At 52.2% G+C, this 15,353-nt stretch carries 14 protein-coding genes; 8 read left to right on the forward strand and 6 right to left on the reverse strand.

From position 1 onward, the window contains the following. Positions 1-189 precede the first annotated feature (189 nt). The 3 genes from V8F51_RS12710 to V8F51_RS12720 are packed head-to-tail and all read left to right on the forward strand — an operon-like array spanning position 190 to position 3,406. Positions 190-936, forward strand: coding sequence for a polyphosphate polymerase domain-containing protein (locus V8F51_RS12710; RefSeq protein ID WP_337100625.1), 747 nt, complete (start codon positions 190-192; stop codon positions 934-936). Then, on the forward strand, positions 933-1,610 hold the full coding sequence (locus V8F51_RS12715) for a DUF4956 domain-containing protein (protein WP_337100627.1): 678 nt from the start codon (positions 933-935) through the stop codon (positions 1,608-1,610). Before V8F51_RS12710 ends, V8F51_RS12715 begins: the two co-directional genes overlap by 4 nt. 29 nt (positions 1,611-1,639) lie before the next feature. Continuing rightward, positions 1,640-3,406: a carbohydrate-binding domain-containing protein gene (locus V8F51_RS12720; protein ID WP_337100629.1), complete on the forward strand. Its 1,767-nt coding sequence runs from the start codon at positions 1,640-1,642 to the stop codon at positions 3,404-3,406. A gap of 442 nt (positions 3,407-3,848) precedes the next feature. On the opposite strand, the gene V8F51_RS12725 is transcribed toward V8F51_RS12720, so the two are convergent. Then, complete coding sequence (locus tag V8F51_RS12725; protein WP_337100630.1) at positions 3,849-5,294, reverse strand: DEAD/DEAH box helicase; 1,446 nt, start codon at positions 5,292-5,294, stop codon at positions 3,849-3,851. Between the two features lie 192 nt (positions 5,295-5,486). On the opposite strand from V8F51_RS12725, the gene V8F51_RS12730 reads away from it, so the two are divergent. The 3 genes from V8F51_RS12730 to V8F51_RS12740 all read left to right on the forward strand — a co-directional run bounded on the left by V8F51_RS12730 (position 5,487) and on the right by V8F51_RS12740 (position 8,784). Next, a complete protein-coding gene (locus tag V8F51_RS12730; RefSeq protein WP_337100632.1) occupies positions 5,487-5,948 on the forward strand; it encodes an SRPBCC family protein in 462 nt (153 codons plus the stop codon). Between the two features lie 20 nt (positions 5,949-5,968). Next, positions 5,969-7,450, forward strand: a complete 1,482-nt coding sequence (locus V8F51_RS12735) for a protein adenylyltransferase SelO (RefSeq protein ID WP_337100633.1) — start codon at positions 5,969-5,971, stop codon at positions 7,448-7,450. A gap of 434 nt (positions 7,451-7,884) precedes the next feature. Next, entirely contained in the window at positions 7,885-8,784 is a 900-nt protein-coding gene (locus tag V8F51_RS12740; RefSeq protein WP_337100634.1) for a 3-hydroxyacyl-CoA dehydrogenase, read from the forward strand. A gap of 31 nt (positions 8,785-8,815) precedes the next feature. Here the strand turns inward: V8F51_RS12740 and V8F51_RS12745 are convergent, their stop codons facing one another. The 4 genes from V8F51_RS12745 to V8F51_RS12760 all read right to left on the reverse strand — a co-directional run bounded on the left by V8F51_RS12745 (position 8,816) and on the right by V8F51_RS12760 (position 12,477). Next, the gene (locus tag V8F51_RS12745; RefSeq protein ID WP_337100636.1) at positions 8,816-10,510 is read right to left on the reverse strand and encodes an ABC1 kinase family protein; all 1,695 of its coding nucleotides are present in this window, start codon (positions 10,508-10,510) and stop codon (positions 8,816-8,818) included. Next, positions 10,503-10,781, reverse strand: coding sequence for a phasin family protein (locus tag V8F51_RS12750; protein WP_337100637.1), 279 nt, complete (start codon positions 10,779-10,781; stop codon positions 10,503-10,505). Before V8F51_RS12750 ends, V8F51_RS12745 begins: the two co-directional genes overlap by 8 nt. Before the next feature lie 103 nt (positions 10,782-10,884). After that, positions 10,885-11,958, reverse strand: coding sequence for a saccharopine dehydrogenase family protein (locus tag V8F51_RS12755; protein WP_337100638.1), 1,074 nt, complete (start codon positions 11,956-11,958; stop codon positions 10,885-10,887). A gap of 63 nt (positions 11,959-12,021) precedes the next feature. Next, complete coding sequence (locus tag V8F51_RS12760) at positions 12,022-12,477, reverse strand: MarR family winged helix-turn-helix transcriptional regulator (protein WP_337100639.1); 456 nt, start codon at positions 12,475-12,477, stop codon at positions 12,022-12,024. 160 nt (positions 12,478-12,637) lie between these two features. Between V8F51_RS12760 and V8F51_RS12765 the strand changes: the two genes are divergently transcribed. Further along, on the forward strand, positions 12,638-12,994 hold the full coding sequence (locus V8F51_RS12765) for a nucleotide excision repair endonuclease (RefSeq protein WP_337100640.1): 357 nt from the start codon (positions 12,638-12,640) through the stop codon (positions 12,992-12,994). A 68-nt stretch (positions 12,995-13,062) separates the two neighbouring features. Here the strand turns inward: V8F51_RS12765 and V8F51_RS12770 are convergent, their stop codons facing one another. After that, positions 13,063-13,851, reverse strand: a complete 789-nt coding sequence (locus tag V8F51_RS12770) for an AraC family transcriptional regulator (protein ID WP_337100641.1) — start codon at positions 13,849-13,851, stop codon at positions 13,063-13,065. A 140-nt stretch (positions 13,852-13,991) separates the two neighbouring features. Here V8F51_RS12770 and V8F51_RS12775 point away from each other — a divergent pair, with 140 nt between their 5' ends. Then, positions 13,992-15,344, forward strand: a complete 1,353-nt coding sequence (locus V8F51_RS12775; protein ID WP_337100642.1) for a glycoside hydrolase family 30 protein — start codon at positions 13,992-13,994, stop codon at positions 15,342-15,344. Positions 15,345-15,353 lie beyond the last annotated feature (9 nt).

The following is a 15,353-nucleotide window of genomic DNA, read 5'->3' on the forward strand; positions in this document are numbered from 1 at the left end:
TTAACCTCTATGAAAGCTGACCAGCAGCGTTATGTCTTTACTATAGGAAGCGAACCTTTAATTAACCTTAATCGTACCACAGGTCGATTGTTAAGAAATGTTTAAGATTCATTAAAGGTTCGTTTTCTAAGATACAGTCATGGAAGTGGCGATGCATTCGCCACAAGAAAGAGAGGAGCGTGCGGGCCGATGGCGATTGAGGTGTTCAACCGTTATGAGAGCAAGTACCTAATGGATAGCCAAGCTTTTCAAATGATTTATAACCGTTTGCTCGAATATATGGAACCTGATGAACACAACAAAAACGAAAGATTTTATTCAATCAGCAACATTTATTACGATACCAAGCACGATACGCTTATCCGCAACAGCCTGTCGAAGCCGAAGTACAAGGAGAAGCTCAGAATTAGAGCATACGGCGTACCGGAGGCTAATGCAAAGGTATATCTGGAGCTGAAGAAAAAGGTGTTCGGCTTGGTAAACAAGCGAAGGACTTCGCTGAGGCTGAACGAGGCATATGCATTCGCCGGAACGGGCGCTGTGCCTGAGCTTCAGCCGTACATGAATAAGCAGGTTTTGATGGAGATCGAATATTTCCTGCGGCGTTACGATCTGCAGCCCAAAGTGTACTTAGCTTATGACCGACTCGCCCTTTTTTGCAAAAACAGCCGCGATCTCCGCATCACGTTCGACACGAATATTCGGTCAAGACGTTACGATGTGAGGCTGGAAGCGGGAGATTACGGCGAACAGCTGATGGAGCAGGGGCAATGGCTGATGGAAGTGAAGGCGGAGAAAACGATTCCGCTCTGGCTGTCCCAATTGCTGTCCGAGCTGGGTATGTATCGAACAAGCTTCTCCAAGTACGGCAACGAATATAAGAAAACGGTAAGATACGGAACAAGACAAATGACAAAGGAGACTGTTTCACTATGATCGAATCCCTCTTCGCTGCTTCGACGGCAACGGAATTAACGTTAACTGACGCTTTGCTTACGATATTTATTTCCATCGTTTTAGGTACGATGATCAGTGTTACCTATATGAAAACGCAAACGGGCTATACGCAAAATTTTGCTTTGACGCTGATCGTTCTGCCTATTATCGTCGCTATCATTATTCTTCTGATCGGCAGCAACATTGCCCGCGCCTTCAGCTTGGCCGGAGCGTTCTCCATTATTCGGTTCCGAAGCGCGCCTGGCGATCCGAAGGATATCGCCTTTGTCTTATTCACGATGGCTGCCGGTCTCGCCTGCGGTGTCGGATCATTTGCTTACGCGGTCCTGTTCACGGTCGTTATGTGCGTCCTGATGTTCGTCCTTAAGGCGGTCAAATTCGGCGCCAAAAAATCGTCGCAGAAGCTGCTTAAAGTTACGATCCCGGAGGATCTAGGGTACGAGGAAGCGTTCGAGGAGCTGTTCCATATGTTCGACATTCCTTATGAGCTTCGCAAAGTGAGAACAACGGAGCTGGGCAGCCTTTATGAGCTTGTATACGCGGTGACGATCGATCACCTTATGAATCAGAAGGAGTTCCTTGACGCAGTCAGAAGCAGGAACGGCAATTTGGACGTGACGTTAACGATGGCTCCGATCGTATCGGATTACTAGAACGCAACCAAGAGAGAGGAAGATGAACAATGACACATTCATGGAAAATAAAGCTGGGAACACTCTTATTATGCGCGGCGCTGCTCGCTTCATGCAGCAACAATACAACGGGCAACGCAGCTAATGACGGAACCGGAGGTTCAGCGGTGACCGCAACGACGGGGTCCGGCGATACCGCCGCGGCTGAACTGGCCGGTGTCGATCTGACGGCGCAGGTTGAGTACGAGGAGGATGACGCTTATACGGACTGGACGGCGAGCGACTCTGTAGCCATTGCGTTGACTGGAACAGGCGCGACGATTAGCGGTGAGGGAGCAACGGTCGACGGCGGTAAAATTACGATTACGGCCGCGGGCACTTACGTGGTTAGCGGCAAGCTTGAAGAAGGGCAGCTTGTCGTTAATGTGCAGGATAAAGGCGTTGTTCGTCTCGTCCTGAACGGAGTCGACATTCACAACAGCAGCAGCTCGGCCATCTACGTTGAAGAGGCGGGCAAGACGATCATTTCGCTTCAGGAGGGTACGGAGAATACGTTGTCGGATGGCGAGGCGTATGTATACCCGGACGCAACGACGGACGAACCGAATGCGGCGCTGTTCAGCCATGATGATCTGACGATTAACGGTACGGGCAAGCTCACGGTCCAAGGAAACTTCAATAACGGCATCACGAGCAAGGATAAGTTGAAAATTACGGGCGGCACGATTGACATTACTGCTGCCGATGACGGACTCATGGGCCGTGATCTCGTTGCTGTGAAGGACGGCTCGATCACGATTAAGTCGGAAGGCGATGCCGTTAAGACGACGTACGATACCGATACAACAAAAGGTTATATCGTTATTGAAGGCGGCTCATTCAGTATCGATGCCGGCGATGACGGCATTCACTCCGAGACCGCAATTGCGATTGCAGGCGGCATGATTGATATTGTTCAAAGCAATGAAGGCATCGAAGCTCCGACGATTGCAATCTCGGGCGGTGAGACAAGCGTAGTCTCGACCGATGACGGCATTAACGTAGCGGGCGGAGACTCAGAAACGACAGCCGAAGGCGGAGGGGCTGTCGGAGGTGTTCCGGGATCGGGAGCTTCTTCTTCGAACATGCTGGTCATTAGCGGCGGCTACCTGAGCGTTGATGCTGCTGGCGACGGACTCGATTCTAACGGCTCTGTTCAGATGAGCGGGGGTACAGTTATCGTCAACGGCCCGACCAATAACGGCAACGGCTCCTTGGATTACGACGGTTCTTTCGTCATGACGGGCGGCTACCTTATCTCTGCCGGCAGCTCCGGCATGGTGCAGGCAACGGCTGATACTTCGACGCAGCCAGGCATCCTAATGACGTTTACAGCTGCACAGCAAGCTGGCACACTGGTTCATTTGGAAGATAGCGAAGGCAAAGCAATTATGACATTTGCCCCGGCCAAATCGTATCAAGCGGTATTCGTCAGCTCCCCCGATTTGAAGCAAAACAGCTCGTATACGATCTATTCCGGCGGCACATCGACAGGCACCGAAACGAACGGTCTGTACGAAGGCGGCACATACGAAGGGGGAACGAAGGTCGTATCCTTCGAGAATGCAACGGTTGTTACTTGGGTGAATGAATCAGGTGTTACCGAAGCGCAAAGCGGGATGGGCGGCCCTGGCGGAAGAGGCGGTGGCTTTGGCGGCGATGGCGGTGGACAACGCGGCGAAGGAGGCGGAGATCGGATGCCTCCAGACGGCGAAATGCCGCAGGATGGCACGATTCCGGAGGGCGGAGAACCTCCACAGGACGCTTCAGCTCAGTAAAAAGGAAATACGAAAAGCCCTTTACCAGCCTTAATGGCGAGGTGAAGGGCTTTTTTCTACGGCTGATTAACCATAAGCTGCGTTTCCCATCTTAATGCTTACTCAGGTAACCAAAGTTTATGCGAATAAGCCGGATTCCCAATCTTATTGTGCCTCTAACGCCGCCCGTACCGTTTCCGTCGTCGTTTTCCCCAACATTAAGCTGCGTTTCCCAGCTTAATGCTACCCAGGTAACCAAAGTTTGTGCGAATAAGCTGGATTCCTCAGCTTATTGTGCCTCCAACACCGCCCGCGCCGTTCCCGTCGTCGTATGACTCAATCATAAGCTGTGTACCCCTTCTCATTACTACGGCAAAACACGAGTATGTAGTGAGCGACAGCGAAGACAACCGCAAAGTTACGATCAGCTCCACTATCTCCCGTATACATCAATACGAGCTGCCTACTTCTTGCCTCTACGGACTTTAAGCAGCTTGCCCTTAACGGTTGTATCCTTCATCAGCTCAAGCACGAGAGGGCCTTTGCCGTTGAGAATTTCCACGTCTGATACATGATCGAGAATCGTAATGATCCCGATATCGTCGGCAGACACACCGTCAAGCTTGGCGATCGTTCCGACAAAGTCGACGGCGCGAAGCTTTTTCTTTTTGCCGCCGTTGAAGTTAAGCTTCATGATCTGCTTGCTCAGTTGCTCACGCTTATCCTTTTTGAGCTCCGGTCCGATATTGATCTTCTGCTCGAATTCATCTCTGCGCCGCTCCACCGCTTCTTCGGACGGAGGTTTCACTTTCGAAATCTCGAAACCGATATAAGCTTCGATGTCAGCTAATCGATTGTAATCTCTAGGCGTGACGAACGTAATCGCTTTGCCGGTCTTGCCGGCGCGTCCGGTACGACCTGTGCGGTGGACGTAGCTTTCCTTCTCGAGCGGTATATCATAGTTAATGACATGCGTAATGTTCGTAATGTCGATCCCTCTAGCAGCTACGTCCGTCGCAATCAAATAACGGAATTGCCCTCTTCTGAACGCGTTCATGACCTCGAAGCGCTCTTCTTGCTCCATTCCTCCGTGAATGCGGTCGCATGGGTAATCAAGCTCGGCCATTTCGCGGAATAATTGATCCACATGCTCCTGCGTACGGCAAAAAACGATGCAGCTGTCGGGGTTCTCGACGATAAGCAGATTTTGAAGCACAGCCAGCTTGTCCGCTTCCATCACCTGAATAAGGGCGTGCTCGATTGTTGCTGTCGTGAGACCGCTTGCTTTGATCTCGATTTGGGCAGGATCGCTCATATATTTGCGCGACAGCTTGGCTACATCCTCAGGGAAAGTAGCGGAGAACAGCATTGTGACTCTCTCCCTGGGCAATGCCCCGATAATCGATTGAACCTGCTCGATGAAGCCCATATTCAGCATTTCATCCGCTTCATCGATAACGAGATAGGCGATTCGATCGAGCGACAGTGAGCCGCGTTCAATATGATCCAGCACGCGCCCCGGCGTGCCGACAACCATATGCGTTCTTTGTCTGAGCTCCGCCTTCTGCATATGGAACGGATGTTTCCCGAACAGAGGCGTTGATTTAATTCGCTTGAATCGGCCGATATTGGTCAAGTCCTCGTTAACCTGCACCGCCAGCTCCCGGGTTGGCGTCAGAATTAACGCCTGCGGCTTATTCTCGTTCCAATCGACGAGCTCGCAGAGCGGAATGCCGTATGCCGCTGTCTTGCCGCTGCCGGTCTGCGATTTGACCACAAGGTCCTTTTTTTCCAGCGCAACGGGGATAACCTCCGACTGCACCTCCGTAGGCTTCTCGTAGCCGAGGCCATTCAGCGCTCTCATAATTTCCTCACTTAACTGGTAATCCGAAAACTGTTTCTCGCTCATTGCCAACCTCTTCTACATCATATTTGAATGCCCATTTCTACAGGCTTCCACTTGTGTTTAGCGCATACGTTACTATTATACTCCGAATTCATCTTGAGAAGTTTGCGAACCGTTTTGTAATTTAAATCCGTTTCGATTATACTTGGGCCACATATACTCGGATTTCAGATTTCGGATAAAGGAGAGATGGCGATGGCAACGTTGCTTAACGCGCCAGTGGCTAAAGCGGAAATGCTTATAAGAAAGCCGGTTTCAGAGGTGTATGAGGCTTTCATTGATCCGGCGATTACGACGCAGTTTTGGTTCACTAAGGGAAGCGGGAGATTGGAAGCCGGGAAGACCGTCCAGTGGGATTGGGAAATGTACGGCGCTTCGGCCCGCGTAGAAGTAATTGAGCTGGAGCCTAATCAACGAATCGTGATCGACTGGGGTACCTTTGTTGAATTTAGCTTCACTCCGAAATCCGAGACAGAGACGTTCGTCACGATAGCAGATACGGGCTTCCAAGGGGAAGCGGACGAGATCGTGGGACTAGCCATCGGCTCGACAGAAGGCTTCACAATCGTATTATGCGGATTAAAAGCATGGCTAGAGCACGGTATTCGCTTGAATCTTGTAGCGGACAAAGCCCCTTACGCTCACATTGAGCGCTAATTCGCGCGAAGGAGATACCCATGACGATACATAAATCATCGCTAGAAGCAGGCTGGAACTTCGACAACAGCTATGCCCGTTTGCCGGAATTATTTTATACAAGGCTTAACGCATCTGAAGTGAGCGCTCCAGAGATCAGCATCCTCAACGAGCCGCTTGCGGCAGCATTAGGTCTGAATGCCGAGGCGCTGAGGAGCGAGGAGAGCGTTGCGGTGCTTGCCGGTAACGAAGTGCCCGAAGGCGCATTGCCGCTTGCCCAAGCTTATGCAGGCCATCAATTCGGCCATTTCAATGTGCTTGGCGACGGTCGCGCGCTGCTGATCGGCGAACAGATTACGCCGTCGGGCGAGCGGGTTGATATTCAGTTGAAAGGCTCCGGTCCAACGCCGTATTCACGTCGCGGCGACGGCCGCGCCGCGCTTGGTCCAATGCTGCGCGAGTACATCATTAGCGAAGCGATGCATGCGCTGGGCATTCCGACGACACGCAGCCTTGCGGTAGTAACGACGGGCGAATCGATCATCCGCGAACGGATGCTTCCGGGTGCGGTGCTGACTCGCGTGGCAGCCAGCCATTTGCGCGTCGGCACATTCCAGTATGCGGCTTATCGGGGAACGATCGAGGAGATTCGGACGCTTGCGGACTACACGATGCAAAGGCATTATCAAGCTATCGACGGTGAATCTGACGATCGCTATCTGCATCTGCTGCAGGAAGTTATTAAGCGCCAAGCTTCGCTAATAGCCAAGTGGCAGCTCGTTGGTTTCATTCACGGCGTTATGAATACGGACAATATGGCTATCAGCGGCGAGACGATTGATTACGGCCCTTGCGCCTTCATGGATGCATACGATCCGGCGACCGTATTCAGCTCGATCGATACTCATGGTCGATATGCATATGGAAATCAGCCGAACATTGCCGTATGGAACTTGAGTCGATTCGCCGAGACGCTTCTACCGCTGCTGCACGAAGATCAGGAGCAGGCTATCCCGATTGCGCAAGAAGCGTTAGAGCAGTTTGCTCCGTTATATGAAAGCTACTGGCTTGCAGGAATGCGGGCCAAGCTTGGCCTCTTCACGGAGGAGCAGGAGGACGAGTTGCTAATCTTGGACCTTCTCGCCATAATGAAGGAGACGGGTGCGGACTATACGAACACATTCCGCTCACTTTCGGCGGATAAGCCGGAGGCTGTGACCGGACTGTCTGGCAGCTCCGATTTCGACCAGTGGCTGGAGCGCTGGCAGACGAGGCTCGGCAAGCAGGAGCAGACGATAGACGAAAGCTACGTATTAATGCGCAGCAGCAATCCGGCTGTTATCCCGCGCAATCATCGTGTCGAGGAAGCGCTTGATGCCGCTGTGAAGCTAGGAGACTATAGTGTAATGGAGCGACTGCTTCAAGCCCTCTCAACGCCTTATACGTACTCGCCTGAACAGGAAGCGTATTGCTCGTTGCCCGACCAATCATCGGGCGGCTACCAAACGTTCTGCGGCACCTAATAAAGGGCTATACTGACGAGAATAAGGACCTCAGCTTCCACTTTTCAGTGGAATGCCTGAGGTCTTTCGTCTATTTTTGAGTGGAAATCGTCCAACCAAATAGCCGCACTCAGACGGAACAAGTAACTTTGATTGGAAAACATACAGCCTAATTCACCTTATTTGAACATTTCCGCCTGCTTTCCTCATTTGCCTGTAGGAAATCCATTCAAACTTCTAATATGATGCCATTCAGCCCATTAGCCTGTATAAAATCCACTCACCTCCGATTAGTAAACGAGAAACAAGCTTGCAGCCTTTTCGTTGCGAGCCGCTCTTCCAGACTTCAGTCTCTATATAATTTTGCGAAAAACATTGCATGTCATGACGGGGATAAGGGAATTTTACAGTAGTTAGCATGAAGATCATTAAGACATGAAGGGAGCTTGGTCACAATGGATTATCGTAAAATTACGGTCGCCGGCAGCGGCGTTCTAGGCAGCCAGATCGCTTTCCAAACGTCCTTCAAAGGTTTCGAGGTCACCGTCTACGACATTAATGACGAAGCTTTGGAACGTGCCAAAGAAAGAATCGAGGGCCTAAAGCCTCGCTATCAGGAGGATCTTGGAGCGACGAAGGAGGACGTAGAGGCGGCGTATGGCCGAATGTCCTTCAACAGCGATCTGAAGCAGGCGGTAGCGGAAGCGGATCTCGTCATTGAAGCGATCCCGGAGGTCGTACAAATTAAGACCGATTTCTATAAGCAGTTAGGAGCGGCCGCTCCGCGGAAGACCGTGTTCGCCACGAACTCCTCGACGCTGCTGCCTAGTCAATTCGCTGAGGCAACGGGGCGGCCGGGACAATTTCTAGCGCTGCACTTCGCCAATGAAATATGGAGGAACAATACGGCGGAGATTATGAAGCATCCGGGAACGGACGAGAGCGTGTTCGGCGACGTCATCGCCTTCGCTAAGGCGATTGGGATGGTTGCGCTGCCTCTGCAAAAGGAGCAGCCGGGCTACATCTTGAATTCGCTGCTTGTACCGCTGCTGGAAGCGGCGCAGCTGCTGCTGGTTAAGGAGATCGCGGACGTAGAGACGATCGACAAAACATGGATGGTAGCGACGGGAGCGCCGCTGGGTCCGTTCGCGATTCTTGACGTCGTAGGCATCAACACAGCCTACAATATTGGACTCGCAAAAGCGAAGGAAACCGGTAATGAGCATGATCAGAAAGCAGCTGATTTGCTGAAGTCAGTGTATATCGATAAGGGCAAGCTAGGGAGGGAGACGGGAGAGGGCTTCTATACGTACCCGAATCCGAGCTTCCTGAGCCCGGATTTTCTTCGCGGTTAATCGGTAGGGGGCCGGCCGAACAGCTGTCAGGCTAGAATCGGCCGGAACGGAGTATAGCGAAGATCAGCCACAAGAACATGAGCAGCGCGATGACGAAGCCAATCTCAATGATGGGAATGCCCCAGAATAACGTCTGCGCATGATTCAAGGCCGCGCTGATGATTAAACCGACCATTACGATGCTAAGGGCGAGCAGCACGATGCTGAACGATAGGCGATTGCTGATCCGATCCATTCGTTTCATCAAGCTGTCCACCTGGGGGATCGCAACCTCCACCTTCAGCCGTCCTTGACGCATCGAAGCTACTAGTTCCTTCACTGCGATCGGAATGTCCTGCACCAAATCCACATATTCAGGAACTTCTTCTATCCACGACTTCAGCTTCTGGGCAGGGTTGATCTGCTCGAACAGCAGCTTCCTGCCGAAAGGCTCAGCTACGTTGAACACGCTGAATGTCGGATCTAGAGACAACACGACGCCCTCCATCGTGAGCAGCGTCTTGCCCAGCAGCGTCAGCTCGGCGGGAATTCGGATGCGATGCCGAAGCGCGACCGCGAACAAATCCTGCACCGCCTCTCCCATACTAATCTGGTTAAAGGGTACGTCGTAATATTTATCCCTCAGAGCATCCACATCGAGGTGGAATTCATCCTTGTTCACATCCTCCGGCACCACTCCCATTCGGCTTATAGCGCGAATAACGCCTCTTGTGCTCTGATTCCTGAGAGCAATGACGAAGGAGGCAAAATGTTTCTTCGCTTCCGGGGTCAGCCTTCCCACCATGCCGAAGTCCAGCATGACAAGCGAGCCGTTCTTCTGCGCGAGCACATTGCCGGGATGTGGGTCGCCATGGAAGAAACCGTCGATCAGCACCTGATGCAAAATAATCGCAGTGAATCGCTCCGCCAGCACGCGCAGGTCAATTCCGGCTTGTATAAGCTGCTCCTTATCGGATAGCTTAATTCCTTCCATATAGGTCGTCGTTAATACCCGTCTCGAGCTATAGTCACGCCATACCTTAGGAACTCTTACGTCCCCTAAAGCTTTGCTTTGGCTTGCGAATCGCTCCGCGTTCCTTGCTTCAACGGTATAGTCAAGTTCGGATCGAAGCGCCTTGCCGAGCTCTTCGACCATGCTGCCGAGCCGATAGGCGCCAGCCCATTCGAGTCGGGATTCGGCTACTCGCGCGACATCGGCCAAGATGTCCAGATCGGTTTCGATCCGCGCATGAATGCCGGGGCGCTGCACTTTAACGGCGACCACTGTTCCATCTTTCAATACGGCGCGATGCACCTGTCCGATTGAGGCGGCAGCCATTGGCTCTTCCGCGAATTCGAGGAATAGTCTGCCGAGCTCATCTCCGAGCTCCTCTTCTATGATGCGAGCGGCTTCCCGGTAGGAGAATGCGGGCACATGATCTTGGAGCCGCTCCAGCTCGGATAAGATGCCCGGTGGAATCAAGTCGGGACGCGTGCTGGCGATTTGCCCCAGCTTCACGAACGTTGGACCCAATTCCTCGAGGATGAGCCGGATGCGCTCACCGATGCTTTTGGCCTCGATTCCTTTGCGCTTGCCGTGCCCGAATAAAGAGAACTTCTCATGAAGTCCGATATCGTGGAAAATGTACCCTAATCCGTTGCGGGCAAAAGCTGATGCAATCGTCCGGTAGCGCTTCAACTGCCGAATTCGTTTGCTAATGCCGATACGGGGCAAACCGTTACTCATCCTTGCGGTCCCTGCGCTCTAGAGCGTCCAATCTCTCGTGAATCCGCTCAATGTCCTCCCGCGTAGCCCATTGCCGATCCGCCGTCGCCGTTTCCATCTGCTGGCGAGCTTCTTCACCTTTCTTCACAAGCCGGTCAATCAACTCTTTGGACTCTGCCCGATTGACCTCTCCCTTTTTTACTAACTCCTCAACCGTCTTTTCAACCTGTTCTTTGCCGGCAACGACGACGCCCAATCCTAGCGAAAACATTTTTTCAATCGTGTCTTTCATTTCATCCCATCTCCCTGCCTAAAATCTGAGTTTGGGGATAGTATTCTCATATCGGCGAGAAATATAAAAAAATGCCAGCATCGGTAGACAATGATTCGATCGGTTATGGAATTACGGTTTCGATCGTCACGGTCCGGAGTCCGAGAGGCCGGGTGACGGTGTCCAGATCAAACAATTGGTCAATGTGATAGACGCCTGGCGGCAGTTCGGTGCCGTATAAAATAGTTGCCACGGAAGCGGCGATTTGGGCGGTCATGTCGGCCTCGTTGTTGCCTTGCAGCAAGCTCTCGATACGCATCGTCTTCTTGCCTCTCTTGCCCCAAGCATCGATCTTCACGGCGAATATATCCGTACCGAAGCGCAGTCGGCCGAACAGCCAAACGGCGGCCGAGCGAACCGGCTTCAGCTTCAATAGGTTGAAGAAGCCTATTTTTCTGAGCAGGGCCAATAATTGCGTAGAGGACCTAGAATCGAAGCATAAGCGGGTGGATACGGATGGGACGCCTAGCGTATGCGGCAGCGTGTGCTGATCGGAGAAATTGAACCGGTATGCGGCTCTTTCGCCTAAGCTTGCTCCCATATTCGTTTTCTTGCCGTCGGTGAAGCTGCTGACCTCCGTTGTGCGGCCTTTACGAACGACATGGAAGCGGGTGCCCAGGTTATCGACCGTCCATTCGATGGCTGCCTTTCCATGACGATCGCCCATTCCGAGCAAAATGGAAATATCGATCTCATCGGCAACATCGAGCTGCTGCTTCGCATGCCGGGCCAACAGATTGCTCATGCCGGGCGCAAGTCCCACGCTTAATACGGCCGTTGCCCGGTTCGCCGAAGCCTCGCCGTGCAGACGTTCCGCCTGCTCCAGGTAGGAGAAGCTGGCCGACACGTCCACGTAATGAATCGAATGCTCCAGACAGAATCGCAAAAAAGCGGTATCGGTCTGATCCAGACACATTACGACAAGCTTCACTTGGTTCACCAGGCTGGGGTCCAGACCTTGAGCGATATCGAACGCGAGCGGCAATACCTTCTGGTCCGTCGTGCGGCTGAACGCCTCCGCCCGTTCCCAGCTCCTGCCTGCGGCATATACCTTGCCGGGATATTGTTCACCGAGTCTCTTGCATATCGTTTGGCCTACATGGCCATATCCGCCAATGACTAGTATGTGATCTCTCATAGGTATTCTCCTTTGCATTTCCGTTTAAAATTAGTATAGATACTAAACTATATGGCAAAAAAATTATCTCTTTAGCATTTCATTTAATTTTTCGATGAAGGTTTCGAATATTTCGATCTCCTGCTCGCTTAGCCCGGAGCGAAGCTCTTCGTAGAATCGGATGTGAACCTCGTCATGGGCGGTGTACGCTTCTTTTCCTTTCTCGGTTAATGAAATCAATACGCCTCGCGAATCATGCGGGTATGTCTTGCGTTCGACGAGCTGTTTGGCTTCCAGACGCACGACCAGCTGTGAAACGGCTCCCTTCGTCACCTCGAGACGGGCGGCCAGCTCGTTCATGAGAATGGCTCCTTCGCAGCCGATCGCTTCAATCGTATGAATCTCGCTTGGCGTGAGCGTTCCCGCGCCGGCGAACGTATGCGGATGGCGCTCAAGCCGGCGCAGCTGCAAAATCATTTTGCCTAAAGCCCGGGCGCCTTTTCTAGAATCTACGGCAGGTGAATCCTTATATTTATCCATGTGGATAGTTTAGTATCTAAACTTATTGATTGTCAAGTATGGGGAAATTGTTGCTGCAGTCCTGCTGTAGCGTACACGTTGCTTGCACGCATGTGGTAAGATAGAATGCATGGGACAAGGGTTATAACCGTGATATCCATATAGAGAGGAATGAACCGATATGATCAACATTACGCTGCCAACGCCGGACGTGACGATTTTCAAGCAAGACAACCCGCAGGAAAGCAACATTTACGGATTCACTCAATTTCATCTCATTACGAGAGAGCTGGGCGGTTTCTTCATGTTCTACAACGATAAGGACGAGCTGCTGTTCGTGGGCAAGGCTAGGAAAATAAGACCGCGAATTAAGAAGCACTTCGAGGACTCCGTGTCACCGATGAAGAAGCATAGGGACGAGGTCCACAAGATCGAGGTTTACGTCGTGGAAAGCGCAGTAGATCGGGACATCTACGAGACGTATGCGATTAATGAATTCAGAGCGAAGTACAATGAGGACAAGGTTTATTACAAATAAGGTTTGCGGACAAAGCAATGGGAACCAGGAGCGCGGGGCGCTTCTGGTTTTTTTGTGATTTCGCTGTCCTATTGCTTCTTCCGATAAGCGCCTGGCGAGATGCCGTAGCGTTCTCGGAACAGCCGATGGAAGTAAGCGTAGCTGCCGAGGCCGGCTTCCGCCGCGATCTGCTCCAAGGACAGTTGGCTATGATCGAGCAGCTTCACGGCGTGGCTGAGCCTTAGCTGCTGTGCATAGCCGATGATCGATACGCCGAAGTGCGCTTTGAACAGATGGACGGCGCGAGACACGCTAAGTCCGGTATGATGGGCGACCTGCGCGAGGGTAATTTCCTCGGCTGTATGCTCCTCGATATATTGCCGCATGCGCAGCGCATGAGAGGCAAGCGGAGACGGAATGTCCGGCGCTTCGTCGAGGGCGCGGTCGATCAGCATAAGCAGCGACCAGACAAGAGAGTCGACAATGTCCGGTTGTCCGCCGTCCAGCCGACGTTTCTCGAGAACGATCTGATGCCAGATCGCCTTCAGTCTGCTGTCCTCGGCGATCATGGACAATGTCGGACGCATGCGCTGTTCCCACCACTCGTGCATGCCCGGTCCGTTGCCCATCACATAGTAGTCGCTTGCCAGCTGTGCTCCTCCTGCTCCGAAGCCTATGCGCAGATCGTAGATATCGCCGGGCTTGCACAGCATGAGATGGCCCGGGCGTATTTCCCTCATCTGTCCGTCGATGAGCGCTTCACATATTCCTTCAATTTGAAGCCGAATAATATAGGTGTCCAGACCGTTGCTGTAAGTTTGGCGGAACGGTTCTACATGCTTGGAATATTCGCTTAATTGGACGTTAATCACATTCATCGTTTGCTCCCCTCTCCAGAGAATAGAGATAAATTCAATCAGATTGTTGATATATTGGACCATATTGTTTCTTCAAGAGCGGGTCTGACTCCTATTATAATAAAAGCATTAAGAATTACGAAAGGGGAGTATAACTCCATATGTCTACTCGTACGATTAGAACAATCCAAACCTCGCAAGGCAATCAAGACCGATTGACGGAGATCGCGCCGCTTGAGCTGCGCGAAGATACAGCTGGCGTAGAGAATCAGATCATTAATGTTTACGAGGATGTCGAATATCAATCGATCATCGGTTTCGGAGGCGCGATTACCGAGGCGTCGGCCGTTACGGCGGCGAAGCTGAGCGACGAGAATAGCAAGCGTATTCTGAACGCTTACTATGACGAGAAAGACGGTATCGGTTATACGATCTGCCGCACTCATATCAATAGCTGCGACTTTGCGCTGGGCAACTACTCCTACGTGCAAGATGGCGATACAGAGCTAAGCACCTTCGACATTAGTCATGACCGCGAAGTCATCATTCCATATATTCGCCAGGCGAGAGAGCTTGCAGGGAATAGCTTCACCTTTTACGCATCCCCATGGAGTCCTCCGGCATGGATGAAGACGAACGGGGAGATGAACAACGGCGGCAAGCTGAAGCCTGAATATCGCGACGTATGGGCGCGTTATTACTTGAAGTTCATCGAGGCCTACGAGGCGGAAGGATTGCCGGTATGGGGGCTTACCGTTCAGAACGAAGCGAAGGCTGTCCAAGTCTGGGATTCCTGCATTTACACGGCCGAGGAAGAACGCGACTTCGTGCGCGATTATCTTGGACCTGAGCTGCACAAGGCTGGGCGCAAAGACGTGAAGGTCATGATTTGGGACCATAACAAGGAGCGCGTATATGATCGCGCGAAGACGGCATTCGATGACGCCGAAGCTTCCAAGTATATCTGGGGCATTGGCTTCCATTGGTACTCCGGCGATCACTTCGAGGCGCTTGATGCCGTATCCCGCCGCTACCCGGACAAAGCGCTTATGTTCACGGAAGGCTGCCATGAAGGCGGCGTTCAGCTCGGCTCGTGGAAGAGCGGCGAGCGCTACGCGCATGATATTATGGGCAATCTGAACAACGGCATGTCCGGCTGGACGGACTGGAACATCGTGCTTGACGAGCAAGGCGGCCCGAACCACGTCGGCAACTACTGCGACGCGCCGATCATTGCCGATACGAAGTCCGATTCGCTTACGTTCCAGTCGTCGTATTATTACATCGGCCACTTCAGCAAATATATCCGTCCGGGTGCGATTCGCGTCGGCTGCACGAAGTATACGGAAGCGTTGCAGACGACCGCGTTCAAGAATACGAATGGCGATCTCGTTGTCGTTGTCCTGAACCGTTCGGACGAGCAACTGCCTTACGTGCTTCGCAACCGCGAACAAATCGCCGAGGGCAGCATTCCGGCGCATTCTATCCAAACGCTGATTTTCCCAAGCTTGTAAGAGGAGGCA

It is taken from the genome of Paenibacillus sp. YIM B09110 (assembly GCF_037167145.1).
In the GTDB taxonomy this organism is placed as follows: domain Bacteria; phylum Bacillota; class Bacilli; order Paenibacillales; family Paenibacillaceae; genus Pristimantibacillus.